The organism is Actinoplanes sp. NPDC048988 (assembly GCF_043197815.1).
Lineage (GTDB): Bacteria > Actinomycetota > Actinomycetes > Mycobacteriales > Micromonosporaceae > Actinoplanes.
In genome coordinates this window covers 67,968-84,654 of the sequence record NZ_JBICTW010000019.1, presented here as the reverse complement: position 1 = coordinate 84,654, position 16,687 = coordinate 67,968, and the positions used below count along the sequence as shown (strand labels likewise).

Below are 16,687 nucleotides of genomic sequence, written 5' to 3'. Positions count from 1 at the left end.
CACTCGCGTGAACCACAGGGATGGGAGCGCTTCCATGGACGATGTCGAGCGGTTGCTCGGGCAGTTGAGCCTCGAGGAGAAGGTGTCGCTGCTGGCCGGGCAGGACTTCTGGTCGCTGCCGGCGATCGAGCGGATCGGGTTGCGCTCGCTGGTGATGTCGGACGGGCCGATCGGCGTACGCGGGACCGGCTGGGCCCCGGACGACCCGTCGGTCGCGCTGCCGAGCCCGACGGCGCTGGCCGCGGCGTGGGATGTCGAGCTGGCCGAGCGGGCGGGCCGGCTGCTCGGGCTGGAGTCGCGGCGCAAGGGCGTGCACGTGCTGCTCGGGCCGACGGTGAACATGCAGCGCACCCCGCTGAACGGGCGGCACTTCGAGTGCTACTCGGAGGATCCGCTGCTCAGCGGCGAGATCGCGGCCGGTTTCGTGCGCGGCGTGCAGGGCGAGGGCGTCGGCACGACGGTCAAGCATCTGGTCGGCAACGACTTCGAGACCGACCGGATGGAGGTCGACGTCCGGATCCCCGAGCGGGCGCTGCGCGAGATCTACCTGGCGCCGTTCGAGCGGGTCGTCCAGGAGGGCGGCTGGGGCGTGATGAGCGCCTACAACGGCGTGAACGGCCTCCCGATGGCCTCGAACGGACCACTCCAGCAGGGCGTCCTGAAGGACGAGTGGGGCTTCGACGGCGTCGTCGTCTCCGACTGGCGGGCGGCGCGCAGCACGGTCGACGCCGCCCTGGGCGGTCTCGACATCGCCATGCCGGCGCTGGAGAACCCGTGGGGCGGCAAACTGGTCGCGGCGGTGAAGAGCGGGCAGGTCGCCGAGGAGATCATCGACGACAAGGTCAGGCGGGTTCTCCGGCTCGCCCGGCGCGTCGGCGCCCTCGGCCCGATTCCGGCAAATCCCGATAAGTACGATGGCGACGCGGTGGCACACGAGGTCGCGGCGCGCTCGTTCGTGCTGGTCCGGAACGAGAACTACACCCTGCCGCTGGAAGCGGCGGCCCTGACCAAGGTCGCCGTCATCGGCGCCCTGGCCACCGACGCGCGGGTGCTCGGCGGCGGCAGCGCTCAGGTCTCCCCACCGCACACGATCTCTCCGCTCGACGGCCTGGCCCGCGCACTGTCCGGAGTGGACGTCGAATACGCGATCGGCGCCGACCCCCGCCCGTTCCTGCCGGCCGCCCACGGTCCGCAGTGGTCGGACACCCGCGTCACCGTCGGCAGCCACTCCTTCACGGTCAACCCGGCCGCCGTCCGCTGGATCGGCTCGCTGCCCGGCGGCCTCGACCCCCAGGACGTCGAGTCCATCGTGCTGGAGGCCACCTTCGTCCCGGACGTCGCGGGCGAGCACACCTTCGCCGTCTCCGGCTTCGGCACGTTCGAGCTGAGGATCAACGACACGCTTCTGTACGAGGGTTCGCTGCACCCGCCGGGCACGGGCCGCGCCGACCTGCTGCTGTCCCCGCGCGAGCAGCGGGTCACCGTCGAGCTGGAGGCCGGCGTGCCGGCACCGGTCGTGCTGCGCCAGACCCTCGAACGCGGCATGGCCCACTCGGTCGCGACGACGCTCGGTCACCGCCCGCCGTCGCCGGACGCGGACGGGATGATCGAAGAGGCGGTGCGCCTGGCCGCCGGCTCCGACGTGGCGGTGGTGGTGGTCGGCACGACCGAGCAGGTCGAGTCGGAGGGCTTCGACCGGCGGTCGCTGGCGCTGCCGGGCCGGCAGGACGAGCTGGTGTCGCGGGTGGCCGCGGCCAATCCCCGGACGGTCGTGGTGGTCAACGCCGGCTCCCCGGTGCTGATGCCGTGGGCCGACCAGGTCGCGGCCGTCCTGCTCACCTGGTTCCCCGGTCAGGAGGCGGGCGCCGCCCTGGCCGACGTGCTGCTCGGCGTGGCCGAGCCGGGCGGGCGCCTGCCCACCACCTGGCCGCGCCGGGAGGAGGACTGCCCGGTGCTGGCGATCGAGCCGCGGGACGGTGTCGTGGCGTACGACGAAGGCGTCTTCATGGGTTATCGGGGTTGGTTGCGCTCCGGCGTGGCGCCTCTCTACGCCTTCGGTCACGGTCTGGGCTACACCTCGTGGCGGTACGACGAGATGGCCGTCAACGAGACCGAGGCGGTGGTGACCCTGACCAACACGGGCGCGCGGGCCGGCCGGGAGGTCGTGCAGGTGTACGTGGGACCGTCGCCGGTCGACCCCAACCGTCCGGAGCGCTGGCTGGCCGGTTTCGAGAACGTCGAGGCCCACCCGGGCGAGACGGTGACCGTGCGGATCCCGTTGCCGCCGCGCGTGTTCGAGATCTGGGACGGCGGCTGGAAGCGGCTGCCCGGCGAGTACCGGATCATCGCGAGCCGCGCGGTGGACGCTCCTCAGGTGACCGCCACCCTGAAGATCTAGCTGCCGCCCAGCAGCAGAAGACGCAGGCGGCGCAGCAGGTCGTCGGGCTTGAACGGCTTCACCACGTAGTCCCCGGCCCCGACGTGGAAACCGAAATCCACGTCGAGGTCGCGGGTGCGGCCACTGCACATCAGCACCGGGATGCCGTGGGTCGCGGCCGAGGCGCGCAGCTGATGGCAGACGGTGAGGCCGTCCAGGCCCGGCATGTCGATGTCGAGGATGACCGCGTCCGGGCGGTTGGCCCGGACCAGGTCCAGCGCCGTCGCGCCGTTGTCGGCGGCGATCACCCGGAAGCCGGCTCGCTCGAGCTTGAACGTCAGCAGGTCGCGGACGTCCTCGTCGTCGTCGGCCACCAGCACGACCGGGTCGTCGGCCGGCTTCCAGCTCGCCATGCCCGACCCATCCAGCTTGAACGACAACTTCATGGCCCCACCATCGGCTCCCGCCCTCCGGGCATGAGAGAAGTCAGCCGCGGCTCTGCCAGGCCGACCAGAGCGTGGCGTAGCGCCCGCCGGCCGCGACCAGGTCGTCGTGGGTGCCCTCCTCCAGCACCGAGCCGTGCTCCAGCACGATGATCCGATCGGCGCCGGCGGCCTGGGTGAGCCGGTGCGCGACCAACAGGGTGGTACGGCCCTTGGTGGCGCAGAGCGCGGACTCCTCCAGCTCACGCGCCCCGGCGCTGCCGGCCTCGGCCGTCGCCTCGTCGAGCACGGCGACCGCGGGGTCGAGCAGGACCAGCCGGGCCAGCGCCAGCTGCTGACCTTGGGCGGCGGTGAGCGGATGACCACCCTCGCCGACGATCGTGTCGAGCCCGGCGGGCAGGGCGCGGGCCCAGTCGAGCGCGCCGACCCGTTCGAGGGCGGCCTCGGCCTCCTCCCGGTCGGCGTCCGGTGCGGCCAGCCGCAGATCCTCGATCAGCGGCCCGGCGAAGACGTGGGTCTCCTGGCTGATGATCGCCACGATCCCGGGCGCCAACTGGTCGACCGGGACCCCACCGACAGCGGCCGTACCCGCCGAGGGCCGCAGAATCCCGGCCGCGATGGAGGCGACGGTGGTCTTGCCGGCGCCGGTCGAGCCGACCAGCGCCACCCGCTCGCCGGGCGCGACCCGCAGGGTGATCCCGTCGAGCACCTTCACCCGGTCGTCGTACCCGAAGGTCACATTGTCGAGGGTCAGTTCGGCCGTACGCAGCGGCGCCGTGCCGGCCGGCGCCACCGGCAGCGTGCCCACCCCGACCAGGCGGGCCAGCCCGGCCCCGGCGGCTTGGATCTCGTCGAAGGTGAACAGGATCATCGAGATCGGGTTGAACAGCCGGTGGAAGAGCACGGCCGCGGCGGCGGTCTCACCGACGGTGACCCAGCCCGCCCGCACGAACCAGAACCCGGCCACCAGAATCGTCGCGAGGCCGAGCAGTTCGGCCCGGTTGATCCGCCCGACAAACCGGGTGAAGAGCGTGAAAACCCCGACGGAGAGATCGCGGGCCCGGGCCGAGGCGTCGTCGATCGCGTTCAGGTGACGGCGTTCCAGCCGGTACGCGTGCACGGTGCGCACACCTTGAAGGCTCTCCATGAGCAGCTGCGACCGGGCCCCGATGGCGGAGCGCTCGGCCGCGTAGATCGGCGCCGACCGGGGCAGATACCAGCGAAGGGCGAGAAGATAGGACGGTACGGCGGCGAGCCCGGCCACCCCGAGCCGCCAGTCCAGCCCGAACATCGCGGCCAGGCTGAGCACACCGAGCAGAAGCGCCGAGATGACGGTGGGCAGGACTTCCCCGGCGGCGTTACCGACGGCGGCGACGTCGGCCCCGACCCGCGAGAGCAGGTCGCCGCGCCCCGCCCGGTCGAGCGTCGGCCCCGGCAGCCGCAACGCGACCCCGACGGTCTCCTCGCGAAGCTTGGCCAGGATCCGCTCCCCCAGCCGGCTGACCAGGGCGGTGGTGGCCCCGGCGGCGACACCCCCGACGAGAGCGGCCACCACGACAAGCACAGCGATCGACACGAGGCTGGTGTGCGAGGCGTCATCCCGCACGAGATCGACCAACCGCCCCAGCGCGGTCACCGGAACCACCGAGGCCCCCGCCGCCACAAGCCCGACGGCCACGGTGAGCGCCAGTTCCCCTTTCCGCTCCCGCAACTGCCGGCAGACCCAGGCCCACGTCTCCCCGGTAGACGCGATCGGCAGAGAAGAATCGCTCACCGGAGCATCACCCTTCCCCACCCACCACCACGCTCGCCGCTTTGCAGTAGGCCGCCGCATCTCTTCACAGCGGACAAATCCGAATCACCCGTCATCGGAGGACCGCCGCGCGGTACGTCTCGTCTGTGGCGGCGAGCGACGCGTGTGTGCCGGTGGCGACCACCTCGCCGTCGCGGAGGACGACCACGCGGTCGGTGACGGCCAGCAGGGCGGGGCTCGTCGTGACCAGCAGCGTGCCCAGTGTCGAGCCCGGGCGGTGGCGCAGGTCGCGGATGCCGCGGGCGATCGCGTGCTCGGTCACCGCGTCCACGGCCGTCGTCGGCTCGTGCAGGACCAGCAGTTTCGGCTCGGCCAGGAGCGCGCGGGCGAGTGCCAGCCGCTGCCGCTGTCCGCCACTCAGTGCCGCGCCCCGGTCGGCGATCGCGTGGTCCAGGCCGTCCGGGTGGGCCGCTACAACGTCGTCCGCCGCTGATGCCGTCAACACGTACGGCAAATCAGATTTTTCGGGGTTTATGAGGTTCTGGCGGATCGTGCCGGAGAACAGCTCGGGATGATGCGGCGCGACCAGCACGTCGGGCGAACCGTCGTCGAAGAGCTCGACCAGGGCGGCCGCGTCGGACTCGACCACCACGCCGACGCATTCACCACCCCGTACCGAAGGAATCGGATTTTCTCCGGCCGGCGGGTTCTGCGGCGAGACGGTGAGCACCGAGGCGATCCGCTCGGCCGACGCCCGCGACGACGCGATCCAGCCGGGCGCCGCCGACAGCGTCCCGAACGGCTCGCCCAGGAACGCGGCCAGCCCGATCACTGTCACCAGCTCGCCCGGCGTGATCCGCCCACTCAGCGCGAACCACCCCGCCAGAATCGCGATGCCGCAGGCCAGAAGTGTGCTGACGGTCGACGAGGCCGCCTGGAACCGCCCCATCGTGCGGGCCGCCCGCAGCGTCGCCTCCAGCGACTCGCGGCTCACCTCGCGATAGCGGTGCGCTGCCGCCTCCTGCGCGCCGATCCCCCGCAAAGGCCGCAGACCGGTCACCAGATCGGTGGCCAGAGACGCCGCCCGCCCGGCCACCTCCTGCCGCGCCGCCACACGTTTCGTGATTCTCGGCGCCGCCCTTTGCAACGCCAGAAGCACCAGAGGTGTCCCTATGAGTACAACCAGTCCCAGCCGTACGGAGATGAGGCAGAGCCCGACCGCGGAGATGGCCGTGGCAACCAGCGCGCCGAACAGGCGCGGCAGATAGTCCAGCAGGTAGGAGGTGGTGTCCGCGTCGGTAGTCGAGATCGTCAGCACGTCGCCCGTACGCACCTCGGTGCGCGGATCGAGGACCTTCGCCGCGACCTCCAGCCGCAGCAGGTGAGCTTCGTCGGCGATGGCCCGCATCAGAAGGCGCGCGCCGAGTCGGTACGCCGTGGTCAGCGCCAGGAAGAGCATCCCCAGCACACCGACCCAGATCACCAGTTGCCCGAGATCGCGGGTCGCCACCGCCCGATCGACGATCACCCCGATGAGGATCGGCACCAGCGCCTCGCAGGCCTGGTGCACCCCGATGAGAAAGGTGCCGAGGGAAACCCTGCCCCGATTACGAACAAGCGCCCGCCACAGAATGTTCACGGCCGCCACCCGGCAGTCTGTTCGGCCGGCGTGGCGCTGATCGTCGCGAACCCGCCCTCGACCACGTCCGGGCCCTCATGCTCGCGTGCCGCGAGACTCACTGCTTCCTCCCCTGCCGCAACAGCTTCCATCGGAATAGGTCCCCTCCACCGGCAACCGCGCCGCCACGTCACGACGACCCGGGCGCACGGATGGGCACATGCGCCATCAGCGGCACGGCGTTCAAAGAGGCCAGACGAGACGCTTCGACCCGTACGCGTCCTAGCCGCTCACCGGCCCGAACGGTCGAAAGCCGTGCGCACGCAGCACGGCGCCCGGGCCGACGCTTCTCCAGCCCAGCCCGTTGGGCGCCCCCTGCCCACAGACAGCCGCCGACACGGCCATCCGGGATTCCACCTTCACGATGAACCAATGCGCCGGTGCCCGGCCCGGTCAGGGTTGCCGTCCGCGCGGCGACGGCCGAAGGTCGCACCGGCACGTGGGCGACCGGTCGCGGCACGATCGCGCGGCGCTCGAAATCACCGCTCATCCGCGAAAGGCTCCGCCCGGGCCGGCTTGATCCACGTTCATCGGGTACCGACCTTGGCCCGGCAGATCCCCGAGATCAAGACCAGAGCGCCCACGAAGGCGATCACGGGTCCCGGACGGCAGCTCGCCGAGCGGAAAAACGGGCCGGCCGGAGACATCGACCGACAGCTCGCCGCACCGCCCGACAACCCTTCGGCGCCGCCGGTCGACGGCTCGCCAGACCAGATGGCGCGTCGACCGGCCCCATACGCAGACAGCCCGCCGAGCCGAATGACACCCCGGCCAGTGACGCGCGCCAGCAGCCCACCGAACCAAACGGCGCCTCGACCGGCACGATGCGCCAGCAGCCCACCGAGCCAAACGCCACCTCGATCAGCACCATGCATCGGCAGCCGGCCGAACCGAATGGCACCTTGGCCGGTGATACGCGCCAGCAGCCTGCCGGGCCGAGTGGCGGGGTAGCCGGTGACGGGAGCCGGCAGCCCCCGGGGCCGAGTGGCGGGGTAGCCGGTGACGGGAGCCGGCAGCCCCCGGGACCCAATGGCGGGGCGGTCGATGTCGTGGGCCGGCGGCACAAGGGTCGCGCTGTGGATGGCGGCGGAGGCCCTCAAACCCGGGCCGCGCGGGGTGGCCGGGCGCGCGGATGTTGCGGAGCGCGTCAGAACCATGACGGAAGGCTAGCCTAACCAACTCGCTGCTTCGTGATCACGTTCATGTTCGTCGCCGTTGTGACTCTGTGTGATGAGAGCCGCTTTCACTCTCCGTAATTTCGGCCTATAGTAGGAGACGCCTGGTTGGTCCGATTAGCCCGTAAGGAACGCTCCCATGACGCTCCCCGCCCTGCACGCCGACGCCACGTACCGTGACCTCGCTCCGATGATTCACCGTCAGCGACTGGTCGTGGAGGGTTACCCCACGTATGTGATCACCGCCGAGCACATCAAGGACTACCTGTCCCAGCTGTCGGTCGTGACCGACATGATCACGCTGATCGAGCCGGTGACCCACTGCAGCGACCTGTACGGCTGGGCCGGCTGGATCCACTGGGAGACCTCGGGCGCGCACTTCTACTCGTGGGAGCGCCCGATCTCGTTCTTCAGCGTCGACATCTACACCTGCAAGGCGTTCGACCCGGAGAAGGTCGTCGCGTTCACGGCCGAGTACTTCCGCACCACCGAGATCGTCGCGAAGGGCTTCTGATGTCGTACGCGCTCTCGTCCTCCGAGGTCAGCCTTCGCTGTGCCGCCGCCTTGGACGCGCACCCGTCGGCCGGCCGTTTCGTCGCCCTGGCCGTCGGCCCGTCCGATCCGCTGGCCGCCGTGGCCCGTACGGTCGAGCGGCAGGTCTTCGAGCAGACGTTCGGCAACGATGCCGACGAGATGGCCGCCGAATACGGCCCGTACGAGGAAAGCAGCCTTTTCTTCCTGGTCCTGGACCGGCGCACCGGCGTGCCGGCCGGCGCCGGACGGGTGATCGACGGCGGCGGCAAGACCCTCGACGAGGCGCCCGACCTGATCGGCAAGGACCTGTCCGAGATCGTCGCCACGCACCACATGCACGACGGCCGGATCTGGGACTTCGCCACGATCGGCGTCCTGCCGGCCTACCGGGGCGGCAAGTCGGGCCTGATGGTGAGTTCCCTGCTCTACCGCACCTTCCTCAAGGCGGGACACCGGGCCGGCGTACGTCATCTGGTAGCCCTCCTGGACCACCGCGCCCACCGCAACCTGGCCCTGCTGGGTGTCCCGTTCGTCCCGATGGCCGGCTCGGCCCCGTTCGCCTACCTGGGCTCACCGTCGACGATGGCCCTGCACGTCCCCTTCGCCGACATCGAGCCGTCCCTGGCCCGCCAGAGCCGCCTGCTCCGCCGCCTCGGCGCACCGTTCAGCGGCGAGATCCGCGCCAAGGGCCTCCGCCGCCTGATCATCCGCCGCCTCGGCGCCAAGATCTCCCACCAGGTCTCCACCGGCAGCGGCCTGGACGCCCACATCGCCCTCCCCGGCCTCGAGCGCCGCCGCCCGCTGGCCAAGCAGTCCTGACACCCGCGGCGGCGCCTACCAGCGCTGAAGCCGGGCGGACAGAACGGAGAGAGCGGCGACCCCGGCCGTCGACGTGCGGAGCACCTCGCGGCCGAGACGAACGGCAACTGCGCCGGCCTGTACGAAGGTGTCGCGCTCGGCGTCGCTGATGCCACCTTCGGGACCGACCACCAGGACGATCTCGCCTTCGCTCGGCAGGTCCGCTGTGGTCAGACGTTCCGTGGCCTCCTCGTGCAGAACGAAAGCCGCGGCCGCCGCGGACAGGCGTACGGCGACCTGCTTGGTCGAGCAGTCCGGATCGCCGCCGACCTCGGGCAGCCAGGCCCGGCGCGCCTGCTTGGCCGCCTCGCGGGCGGTGGACGCCCAGCGGTCCCGCGACTTGAAGCCCCGGTCCCCGCGCCACTGCGCCACCGAGCGGGACGCCGCCCACGGCACGATCTCGTCCACACCGATCTCGGTCATCGCCTGCACGGCCAGCTCACCCCGGTCGCCCTTGGCGATGCCCTGCACCACCACCAGCCGCGGATCGGGCGCGGCGACCTGCTCCCGCTCGACCACCTCGACGTCGACGCTGCCCTTGCCGACCGCGGTGACCCGGCCGGTCAGGCTGCCACCCCGCCCGTCAGCGAGGATCAGCGACTCACCGACCCGAAGCCGCTGCACGGTGGCGGCGTGGTGACCTTCGGGCCCGTCGAGCGTGCAGGTGGCCCCACCAGGCAGGACCTCAACCAGAAAGAGCGGCGCAGACACTCCCGCACGCTACCGAACCGCCCGCGCGCCCCGCCGCTCAGTCACCCTTCCCGGCGTCGGTGCCGTCACCGTTCGTCCTGGGCGGCCTCCGATAGAGCCGTTCGATGTCGTCGTCGTACCGGGACGTCCCCTTCCCGCCCCATCCACCACCGCCGCCGGCCGCACCGCCCGAGCCGCGACCGTCGTTCAAGCCCGCGATCGCCCCAGCGTCGGGCCCGCCACTTTCCGGCCCGCCGCTGTCCCGGCCGCCGCTGTCCCGGCCGCTATCACGCGGGCCGCCACTGAACGGGCCATCACCGGCCGGGCCACCACGATCCGGGGCGTCCAGGGCCGGACCGGCGGCGCGGTGGTCGTCGTGGACCGCGTCGATGCCGCCGCTGGCGCGGATCCGGGCCAGCGCGGCGTCCCACTCGTCCGGTCTGTCCTTAGGACTGCCCGCACCGGAGCGACCGGGGCGTGCCCCCACGAAGTAGTCGGCGTGCACGACGGCGGACCACGACAATCCGATCACGACGGCGAGTGCCGCCACCGCGCCCAGCCCCTGCGCGAAGTCTTCGAACCACTGGTACCAGGCCGGGTAGACGAGAGCCTTGATCTCGGCCATCCGGTCGGTCTGCGTCGTCCACGTCAGCGTCTCGTAGTAGTCCCGCAGGTAGCTCGGCTGGCTCGCGTCCGCCCCGACGCCCAGCATCCCGATCAGGAAGATCGCGAAGCCGATCCCGAGCGCCCAACTCCGCGCCCACTTCTGACCGCGGTGGATCTTCGGGGCCAGGAGCCCGTACGTCAAACCGGCCGTCCCCAGCACGATCAGCGTGACCGCCCCGTCGCCGTTTCGCAGGAGCGCGGGCTCGTTGATCCCGTACTCAATCTTGGTCTGTGTGATGACCGCGGTCAGCCGGGCCGCGTCGCCGGACGCCCACCACGTCAGATCGAGCACGCCGGCGGCGACCAGCAACACTCCGGCCGGCACCATCAGCCAGGCCAGCAGCGTGATCACCCGGACTCCGCGGGGGACGTCGCTCCCCGTCATGACGGCATGTTAGTCCGGTGAGCACGTCACGTTCCATGGCTGAATGGCCGATCGTCGCCGTTCCGACTCGGTCACCAGTTCTGCGGCGCCTGCTGCCGGGTCGTGACGTTGATGCGGTTGAACAGGTTGGTGGTGGCGATCCACAGCACGATCGCCGCCAGTCCGCTGTCGTCGAAGTGTTTCGCCGCCTCGTTCCAGATGTCGTCGGGCACCGCGTCGGCCCGGTCGGCCAGCCGGGTCGCCGCCTCGGCCAGGGCGAGCGCGGCTCTTTCGGCTTCGGTGAAGTACGGCGTCTCCCGCCACACCGCGATGGCGAAGAGCCGCTCGTCCGTCTCGCCGTTCTTGCGCGCGGCCCGCGCCCCAGAGTCGACGCACGGCCCACAACCGTTGATCTGACTCGCCCGCAGATGCACCAGTTCCAGCGTGCCGGCGGGCACGCCCGCCGAGTGTGCCGCCTTGTACAACAGGTTGATCGCCTTGACCGCGTCCGGAAGCAGTTCCGCCGGGTTCTCGATCCGCGCCTGCATGATGTCTCCTCCGACTTTCGTTCGGAACGCGTCACATCCGCGCGCTCTCATCCGTCGGCAGGTCGACGGACCGGACCGCCACACTGTGACCGATGTGGCGGCCGTCACATGTTCGTCACGGCCGCACGGGGAGGACACCATGGACGTGCACGACCACTTCGAGGCGAACCGGCCGAGGCTGCGAGCGGTGGCCCACCGCATGCTGGGCTCCACAGCCGAGGCCGAGGACGCCGTCCAGGAGGCCTGGCTGCGCCTGAACCGAGCCGGCGCCGACACCATCGACAACCTCGACGCCTGGCTGACCACCGTCGTCGGCCGCGTCTGCCTGGACATGCTGCGTTCCCGAACCACGCGCCGCGAGGACGCGTACGAGACGGAACCTCCGGCCCACCGCCCGTCCACCGACCCCGAACAGGAAGCCGTTCTGGCCGACTCGGTGGGCCTGGCCTTGATGGTCGTCCTGGAAACCCTGTCCCCGGTGGAGCGTCTGGCTTTCGTCCTGCACGACCTTTTCGCCGTCCCGTTCGACGAGATAGCCCCCGTAGTCGGCCGCTCCCCCGAAGCCGCCCGCCAGTTGGCCAGCCGAGCCCGCCGCCGAATCCAGTCCCACACCAAGCCGCAGCCCACACCACCGCCCCACGCGGCACCGCCCACCCCGGCACCGCCCCGCGCGACACCGCCCACCCCAGCACCGCCGCGCGCGACGACGCCCACCTCGGCACCGCCCCGCGCGGCACCGTCGACCCCGGCACCGCCCATCGCAATGGCCGAGACCGCGACTCCCGAAGTCGCCACGCCGGTGACCGGGCGGGCGTCCCTGAGACGTGATGCCGGGCGCCCCGCGTCCCACCGAACGGCCCCGCGCGACATCGTCGACGCTTTCCTGGCCGCCTCCCGGGCCGGCGATTTCGTCACCCTGCTGAGCCTGCTCGACCCCGACGTCCGCCTCCGCGTCGACGAGGCCGGCCGCAAGCTCGGCGCCCCCGCCGAGATCGACGGTTCGACCCTCGTGGCCCAGTTCTTCTCCGGCCGCGCCGCAACCGCCGTCACCGCCCTGATCGACGGCACCGTCGGCATAGCCGTCGCCCCCGGCGGCATGACCCGGATAGCGGTCCGGCTCACTTTCGAGGCCGGTCAGATCACCGCGATGGACGCCATAGCCGACCCCACCCGCTTGTCCACACTCACCATCGAACCGCTCTAGAGATCTCCCCAAGCCCGAGCAGCCCAGCATCCACTCCCCCGGACGGGCCGCCTCCCGGACCGGCGCCGGGTGAGATGTGGCGGCACCTCACCCTTCGCTTGATCCGGGAGACGGGGATCGGGAGACGCCCGGTGACCGCGCGACTGGCGGAGGGAAGCGGACGGCGACGGCCGCGATCCGTGCAGTTCCCCCAACGCGTGATCGACATGCGGAGACTCAGAACGTCAGCACCATGCGGCCCCGAGCCTCTCCTCTCGCCTGCCTCTGCCATGCCTCGGCCACGGACTCGAACAGCACCACCTCGTGGTCGACGACCAGGCGCCCGGCCAGGGCGTGCCCGGCGATCACCCGCAACGACTCGGCCCGCTCGCCGGGCGACAGCCCGTTGTTGGTGTAGCCCATGATTCGCAGCGAACCCGCACGCAGCACCGCCGACTCGATCGGGGCCTCGGCGCCGGCCGCACTGCCCAGGTTGACCAGCCGCCCGCCCGGCCGCAACACGCGCAGCGCGGCCGCGGCCGGCACACCGAAGACCGGGTCGAGCACGAGATCGACCGGCCCGTCCGCGGCTTCCCGGAGCAAACCGGCCATAGTGGACACGTCGTCGCCGGGCGTGAACGGGACGGTCGCCGCCGCGCCGAGCTCCGCCGCCCGAGCCCGGGCATCCGCCCAGCGCGCCACCGCGATGACCCGGCGCGCACCGGCCAGCAGCGCGAGCTGCACCGCCGCCTGACCCACCACTCCCCCGGCGCCGAGCACGACGACCTGCTCCCCGGCGGCCAGTCCGCCGGCGCGGGTCAGAGCCGAGTGGGCCGCCACCGCCGACAGCCCGAGCGCCGCGATCAATGGCAGCGGCACCGCCGGCGGAAGCTCCACGACATCGTCCGCCGGCACCGCCACCTCGGCCGCCATGCTGCCGTCGCCCGGGCGCATGCCGGCGGGCGTGGCGAACCAGACCGGCGCCCCGTCCGCCCGGTGCCCCACGCCTTGCACGCCCGGCACGTACGGTGTGGCCGGCGTACCGAAGTAGCTCGTACCCGAGGCGCAGAGCAGGTCGAGCGGCGTGATCGGCGCGGCCGCCACAGTGATCGGCACGAGGCCGTCGCCGGGTGGCGGCGCGGGCCGCTCCGCCACCGCCGGCGGCAGCCCGCACACGGTCAGCACGGCCGCGCGGATCATGTCGCGATGTCCGGGTACGGCTGCGCGAAGTGGGCCAGCCGCATCCCGAACGCCTTCTGGTATTCCAGCGGCTCGGTGTTGTCCCGCTCGAACATCGCGATGAACAGCGTCAGCGTGAGGAACGGATGGGCGCCCAGCTCGAACAGGCGCACGTGATCGTGCGCGATGAGCGCTTCCCGCTCGGCGTCGGAGAAGCGCAGCCACGTACTCGCCTCACCGGTGTGGCAGTTGAGCACCGAGTTGGCGCGCTCGGCCTCCCACCAGGTCACCATCTCGCGCGGTTCGACGCGGTAGCGCTCCACCAGCTCGGGGTCGCGGTCCACTGTGTACAAAAACTTGTTCAGCAGGTATTTGCTCACGCCGGAACTCCGTTCGGATACCAGGTGAAGTACGCCTCCATGGTGTGGAACAGGTCGAGCGTGTCGACGTGATGGGCTTTCGCCCCCGCCCCGGCCACGCCCATCATCAGCATGAAGTCCATGAAGCCGTGGGTGGCGTTGCCCGGCGAGTGCAGGCTGTCCAGCGTCACCTCGCGCAGGCAGTTGTCGAGGTCGCCGGAGGCGATCCACTCGACCGCCCGCCGGTCGAATTCCGGGTCGGGGCCGTGCGGCCCGAACTGCCGCGGGCCACCCAGCTCGAGCGACAGATGCCCGGTGCCGATGATCGCGACCCGCAGGTCGGACGGCCACTGCTCGACGATCTGCCGGATCGTCTCGCCCAGCTTCACGAAGCGCGAGGGTTGCGGCAGCGGCGGCGCGAAGATGTTGGTGTAGATCGGCACGATCGGCAGGTCGGCCTCGGGCCGCAGCGTGATGATCGGGCACGTGATGCTGTGGTCGATGCGCAGCTCGTTGCTGAACGCCAAGTCGAATCCGGCGTCCAGGCCGGCCCGCAGCACATGCGCCGACAGATCCTCCTGGCCCTTGAGCAGCATCCGCGGCAGGCCGAACTCGCGTTCCTCGTTGTACCAGTTCGCGTCGTAGAAGGGCGCCTTGCCGACCAGGAACTGCGGCATGTTGTCCAGCCAGAGCTGGTGGAAGTGGTCGGAGCCGACCATGACCAGCACGTCCGGGTTGGCCCGGGTGAGGGTCTCGCGGAATGCCAGGATCTTGCGGGTCCACTCGTCGGCGAAGGGCGGCCTGTCCTCCCCCGTCGCCGTGCTGGCCCGGTAGTAGAACGGGTGGTGGGTGGAGGCGATGACCGCGACGATGCTGGCCATAGTCAATCCTCTCGGGGTTCGTAGACGGCGTTGCGGTCGACGGTTTTGTAGATCTCCATGCCGAGCGGCCGGCGGCGTTCCTCGGCGAGATGCCCGAGCAGGCCGGCCGCCCGGGCCAGCAGGGCGAAGCCCCGCAACAGCTCGGTGGGCAGCCCCAGGTCGGCGAGGGCGGCGCCGCACACCCCGGCGCCGTTGAGCGGCAGCTTGCGCCCGAGCACCTGCGGATGGACCCGCCCGATGGCCTCGAACAGGCGCAGATGCGGCCCGCGCAGTCCCTCCTGCTCGGCGATCGCGATCAGCACGGGCGTACGCGGATCCTCGTCCTTGTGCACCGGATGGCCGAGCCCCGGAACGAAGCGACCGTCCTGTTTGGCGCGGCGCACCGCCTCGAGCGCGATGACGTCGTAGTCGCGCTCGGTCCCGGCCTCGATCAAGGTGTCGGCGAGGAAGCGCCCGCAGTCCTCGGTAACCCCGAGGAACCGGGAACCGCCGCCGAGGAGCCCGGCGGCCAGGGCGCCCTGCAACGATTCCGGCGCGGAGAGGTACGTCAGGCGGGCGGCGATCGCGGTCGGGGTGAAGCCGTGATCGGCCAGCGCCACGAGCACCGCCTCGAAGACCCGCACCTCGCCCGGGGTGGGCCGGCGCCCGGCGACCAGCCAGTAGGCCAGCTCACCGAAGCCGACCTTGCCCATCAGGTCGGCGGCGAGATCCTGTCCCAGCAGCGAGATGCTGGTCGGCGTCGACGTGCCGATGCCGGTCGGGAAGCTCAGCTCCTCAGCCACTTGCGGATCTCCTCGCCGTGCTCGTCCAGACCGGGCGGCGGCAGCTCGTACCGCGCCGGAGTGCCGGAAAACGTGATGGGGTTACGGACGCCGGGCACGTCGCCGACGGTGACGACGGGGTCGAGCCCGAGCTCCTCGGCCAGGGCCACTCCGCCGTCGATCGTGTTGATCGGCGCGCACGGCACGCCGGCCGCGATCAGGTCGCGGAACCACTCGTCCTTGGTTCGGGTCGTCAGCCGCTCGACGAGCAGCGGGCGCAGTTCGGCACGGTTGGCCGTGCGGTCCTGGTTGCGGCCGAACCGCGGGTCGGACGGCAGGTCGGGCAGGCCCAGCACCTGGCACAGCTTGCGGAACTGCCCGCCGTTGCCGGCGATGACGATCAGCTCGCCGTCGGCGGTGGGCAACGGCTCGTACGGGAAAAGGCTGGGGTGGGCGTTGCCCATCCGGTAGGGCACCGTGCCGCCCGCGACGTAACCGCTGGAGTGGTTGACCAGGCCGGAGAGCGCCGAGCTGAGCAGGTTGACCTCGACGTGCTGACCGCGCCCGCTCTCGCCGCGGTGGTGCAAAGCGGCGAGGATGCCGATGTTGGCGTGCATGCCGGCCATCACGTCGAAGACCGAGATGCCGGCCCGGTAAGCCGGCCCGTCGGGGTCGCCGGTGAGGCTCATCAGGCCGGAAATCGCCTGGATCATCAGGTCGTACCCGGGCAGGTCGGCGCCGGCGCCGGACCCGAAGCCGCTGATGCTCGCGTAGACGATCGCCGGGTTGGCCGCGGCGACGGACTCGTAGTCGAGGCCGAAGCGGGCGAGGCCACCCGGGCGGAAGTTCTGGATCATGACGTCGGCCCGACGGGCGAGCTCACGCGCCGCGGCCAGGTCGCCGGGATCCTTGAGGTCGAGGGCGATCGAGCGCTTGTTGCGGTTGATGCCCAGGTAGTACGTCGAGACGCCGTCGCGGGTGGGCGGCATCCACGTGCGGGTGTCGTCGCCGCCCGGTCCCTCCACTTTGATCACCTGCGCGCCGAGGTCGGCCAGCAGCATCGTCGCGTACGGCCCGGCGAGGATCCGCGAGAAGTCCGCCACCAGCAAGCCGTTCAATGGCCCCATCAATCCCAACCGCCGTTCTACGGACATGTGTCCGCCGGACCAGCCTCGACCAAGATCTGCATGCTGTCAACGCCTGTTGATCTGCTCGAAACAAACCATTGACACCGCGAA

The 16,687-nt window shown here is 71.2% G+C and carries 15 protein-coding genes; 4 read left to right on the top strand and 11 right to left on the bottom strand.

Features of this window, described 5'->3' with window-relative positions:
* The first annotated feature begins 34 nt into the window (after nucleotides 1-34).
* Complete coding sequence (locus ACGFJ7_RS39285) at nucleotides 35-2,398, top strand: glycoside hydrolase family 3 protein (RefSeq protein ID WP_392646993.1); 2,364 nt, start codon at nucleotides 35-37, stop codon at nucleotides 2,396-2,398.
* Here ACGFJ7_RS39285 and ACGFJ7_RS39280 read toward each other — a convergent pair.
* The 3 genes from ACGFJ7_RS39280 to ACGFJ7_RS39270 form a co-directional block, all read right to left on the bottom strand.
* Complete coding sequence (locus tag ACGFJ7_RS39280; RefSeq protein WP_392646991.1) at nucleotides 2,395-2,823, bottom strand: PleD family two-component system response regulator; 429 nt, start codon at nucleotides 2,821-2,823, stop codon at nucleotides 2,395-2,397. The two genes, ACGFJ7_RS39285 and ACGFJ7_RS39280, sit on opposite strands and share 4 nt — an antisense overlap.
* Nucleotides 2,824-2,863: 40 nt before the next feature.
* The gene (locus ACGFJ7_RS39275; protein WP_360251869.1) at nucleotides 2,864-4,594 is read right to left on the bottom strand and encodes an ABC transporter ATP-binding protein; all 1,731 of its coding nucleotides are present in this window, start codon (nucleotides 4,592-4,594) and stop codon (nucleotides 2,864-2,866) included.
* A 91-nt stretch (nucleotides 4,595-4,685) separates the two neighbouring features.
* Entirely contained in the window at nucleotides 4,686-6,212 is a 1,527-nt protein-coding gene (locus ACGFJ7_RS39270; RefSeq protein ID WP_360251866.1) for an ABC transporter ATP-binding protein, read from the bottom strand.
* Nucleotides 6,213-7,565: 1,353 nt separating this feature from the next.
* Here ACGFJ7_RS39270 and ACGFJ7_RS39265 point away from each other — a divergent pair.
* Together ACGFJ7_RS39265 and ACGFJ7_RS39260 are read left to right on the top strand one after the other, a co-directional pair.
* Entirely contained in the window at nucleotides 7,566-7,940 is a 375-nt protein-coding gene (locus tag ACGFJ7_RS39265; RefSeq protein ID WP_392646989.1) for an S-adenosylmethionine decarboxylase, read from the top strand.
* Nucleotides 7,940-8,779, top strand: coding sequence for a hypothetical protein (locus ACGFJ7_RS39260; protein ID WP_392646987.1), 840 nt, complete (start codon nucleotides 7,940-7,942; stop codon nucleotides 8,777-8,779). The genes ACGFJ7_RS39265 and ACGFJ7_RS39260 overlap by 1 nt, the downstream gene beginning before the upstream one ends.
* A gap of 15 nt (nucleotides 8,780-8,794) precedes the next feature.
* Here ACGFJ7_RS39260 and ACGFJ7_RS39255 read toward each other — a convergent pair whose 3' ends face one another.
* The 3 genes from ACGFJ7_RS39255 to ACGFJ7_RS39245 all read right to left on the bottom strand — a co-directional run bounded on the left by ACGFJ7_RS39255 (nucleotide 8,795) and on the right by ACGFJ7_RS39245 (nucleotide 11,086).
* Nucleotides 8,795-9,529 (bottom strand): 16S rRNA (uracil(1498)-N(3))-methyltransferase, encoded by a 735-nt coding sequence (locus ACGFJ7_RS39255; protein ID WP_360251854.1) that lies wholly within the window; start codon nucleotides 9,527-9,529, stop codon nucleotides 8,795-8,797.
* Nucleotides 9,530-9,566: 37 nt separating this feature from the next.
* A complete protein-coding gene (locus tag ACGFJ7_RS39250; RefSeq protein WP_392646985.1) occupies nucleotides 9,567-10,559 on the bottom strand; it encodes a hypothetical protein in 993 nt (330 codons plus the stop codon).
* Between the two features lie 71 nt (nucleotides 10,560-10,630).
* Nucleotides 10,631-11,086 (bottom strand): carboxymuconolactone decarboxylase family protein, encoded by a 456-nt coding sequence (locus ACGFJ7_RS39245; RefSeq protein WP_360251848.1) that lies wholly within the window; start codon nucleotides 11,084-11,086, stop codon nucleotides 10,631-10,633.
* Nucleotides 11,087-11,225: 139 nt separating this feature from the next.
* Here ACGFJ7_RS39245 and ACGFJ7_RS39240 point away from each other — a divergent pair, with 139 nt between their 5' ends.
* The gene (locus ACGFJ7_RS39240; protein ID WP_392646983.1) at nucleotides 11,226-12,290 is read left to right on the top strand and encodes a sigma-70 family RNA polymerase sigma factor; all 1,065 of its coding nucleotides are present in this window, start codon (nucleotides 11,226-11,228) and stop codon (nucleotides 12,288-12,290) included.
* Between the two features lie 216 nt (nucleotides 12,291-12,506).
* Here the strand turns inward: ACGFJ7_RS39240 and ACGFJ7_RS39235 are convergent, their stop codons facing one another.
* The 5 genes from ACGFJ7_RS39235 to ACGFJ7_RS39215 are packed head-to-tail and all read right to left on the bottom strand — an operon-like array spanning nucleotide 12,507 to nucleotide 16,576.
* Entirely contained in the window at nucleotides 12,507-13,469 is a 963-nt protein-coding gene (locus ACGFJ7_RS39235; protein ID WP_360251845.1) for a zinc-binding alcohol dehydrogenase family protein, read from the bottom strand.
* Nucleotides 13,466-13,828, bottom strand: coding sequence for a hypothetical protein (locus tag ACGFJ7_RS39230; protein ID WP_360251842.1), 363 nt, complete (start codon nucleotides 13,826-13,828; stop codon nucleotides 13,466-13,468). The genes ACGFJ7_RS39235 and ACGFJ7_RS39230 overlap by 4 nt, the downstream gene beginning before the upstream one ends.
* Nucleotides 13,825-14,688 (bottom strand): extradiol ring-cleavage dioxygenase, encoded by an 864-nt coding sequence (locus ACGFJ7_RS39225; RefSeq protein ID WP_360251839.1) that lies wholly within the window; start codon nucleotides 14,686-14,688, stop codon nucleotides 13,825-13,827. Before ACGFJ7_RS39225 ends, ACGFJ7_RS39230 begins: the two co-directional genes overlap by 4 nt.
* 2 nt (nucleotides 14,689-14,690) lie before the next feature.
* On the bottom strand, nucleotides 14,691-15,470 hold the full coding sequence (locus tag ACGFJ7_RS39220; RefSeq protein ID WP_360251836.1) for a citryl-CoA lyase: 780 nt from the start codon (nucleotides 15,468-15,470) through the stop codon (nucleotides 14,691-14,693).
* Complete coding sequence (locus ACGFJ7_RS39215; RefSeq protein ID WP_392646980.1) at nucleotides 15,455-16,576, bottom strand: CaiB/BaiF CoA transferase family protein; 1,122 nt, start codon at nucleotides 16,574-16,576, stop codon at nucleotides 15,455-15,457. The genes ACGFJ7_RS39220 and ACGFJ7_RS39215 overlap by 16 nt, the downstream gene beginning before the upstream one ends.
* Nucleotides 16,577-16,687 lie beyond the last annotated feature (111 nt).

Bases quoted from the DNA above. Each gene is read 5' to 3' on its own strand.
- ACGFJ7_RS39285 (WP_392646993.1), top strand. From the start codon at position 35: ATGGACGATGTCGAGCGGTTGCTCGGGCAGTTGAGCCTCGAGGAGAAG.
- ACGFJ7_RS39280 (WP_392646991.1), bottom strand. From the start codon at position 2,823: ATGAAGTTGTCGTTCAAGCTGGATGGGTCGGGCATGGCGAGCTGGAAG.
- ACGFJ7_RS39265 (WP_392646989.1), top strand. From the start codon at position 7,566: ATGACGCTCCCCGCCCTGCACGCCGACGCCACGTACCGTGACCTCGCT.
- ACGFJ7_RS39260 (WP_392646987.1), top strand. From the start codon at position 7,940: ATGTCGTACGCGCTCTCGTCCTCCGAGGTCAGCCTTCGCTGTGCCGCC.
- ACGFJ7_RS39250 (WP_392646985.1), bottom strand. From the start codon at position 10,559: ATGACGGGGAGCGACGTCCCCCGCGGAGTCCGGGTGATCACGCTGCTG.
- ACGFJ7_RS39245 (WP_360251848.1), bottom strand. From the start codon at position 11,086: ATGCAGGCGCGGATCGAGAACCCGGCGGAACTGCTTCCGGACGCGGTC.
- ACGFJ7_RS39240 (WP_392646983.1), top strand. From the start codon at position 11,226: ATGGACGTGCACGACCACTTCGAGGCGAACCGGCCGAGGCTGCGAGCG.
- ACGFJ7_RS39235 (WP_360251845.1), bottom strand. From the start codon at position 13,469: ATGATCCGCGCGGCCGTGCTGACCGTGTGCGGGCTGCCGCCGGCGGTG.
- ACGFJ7_RS39225 (WP_360251839.1), bottom strand. From the start codon at position 14,688: ATGGCCAGCATCGTCGCGGTCATCGCCTCCACCCACCACCCGTTCTAC.
- ACGFJ7_RS39215 (WP_392646980.1), bottom strand. From the start codon at position 16,576: ATGGGGCCATTGAACGGCTTGCTGGTGGCGGACTTCTCGCGGATCCTC.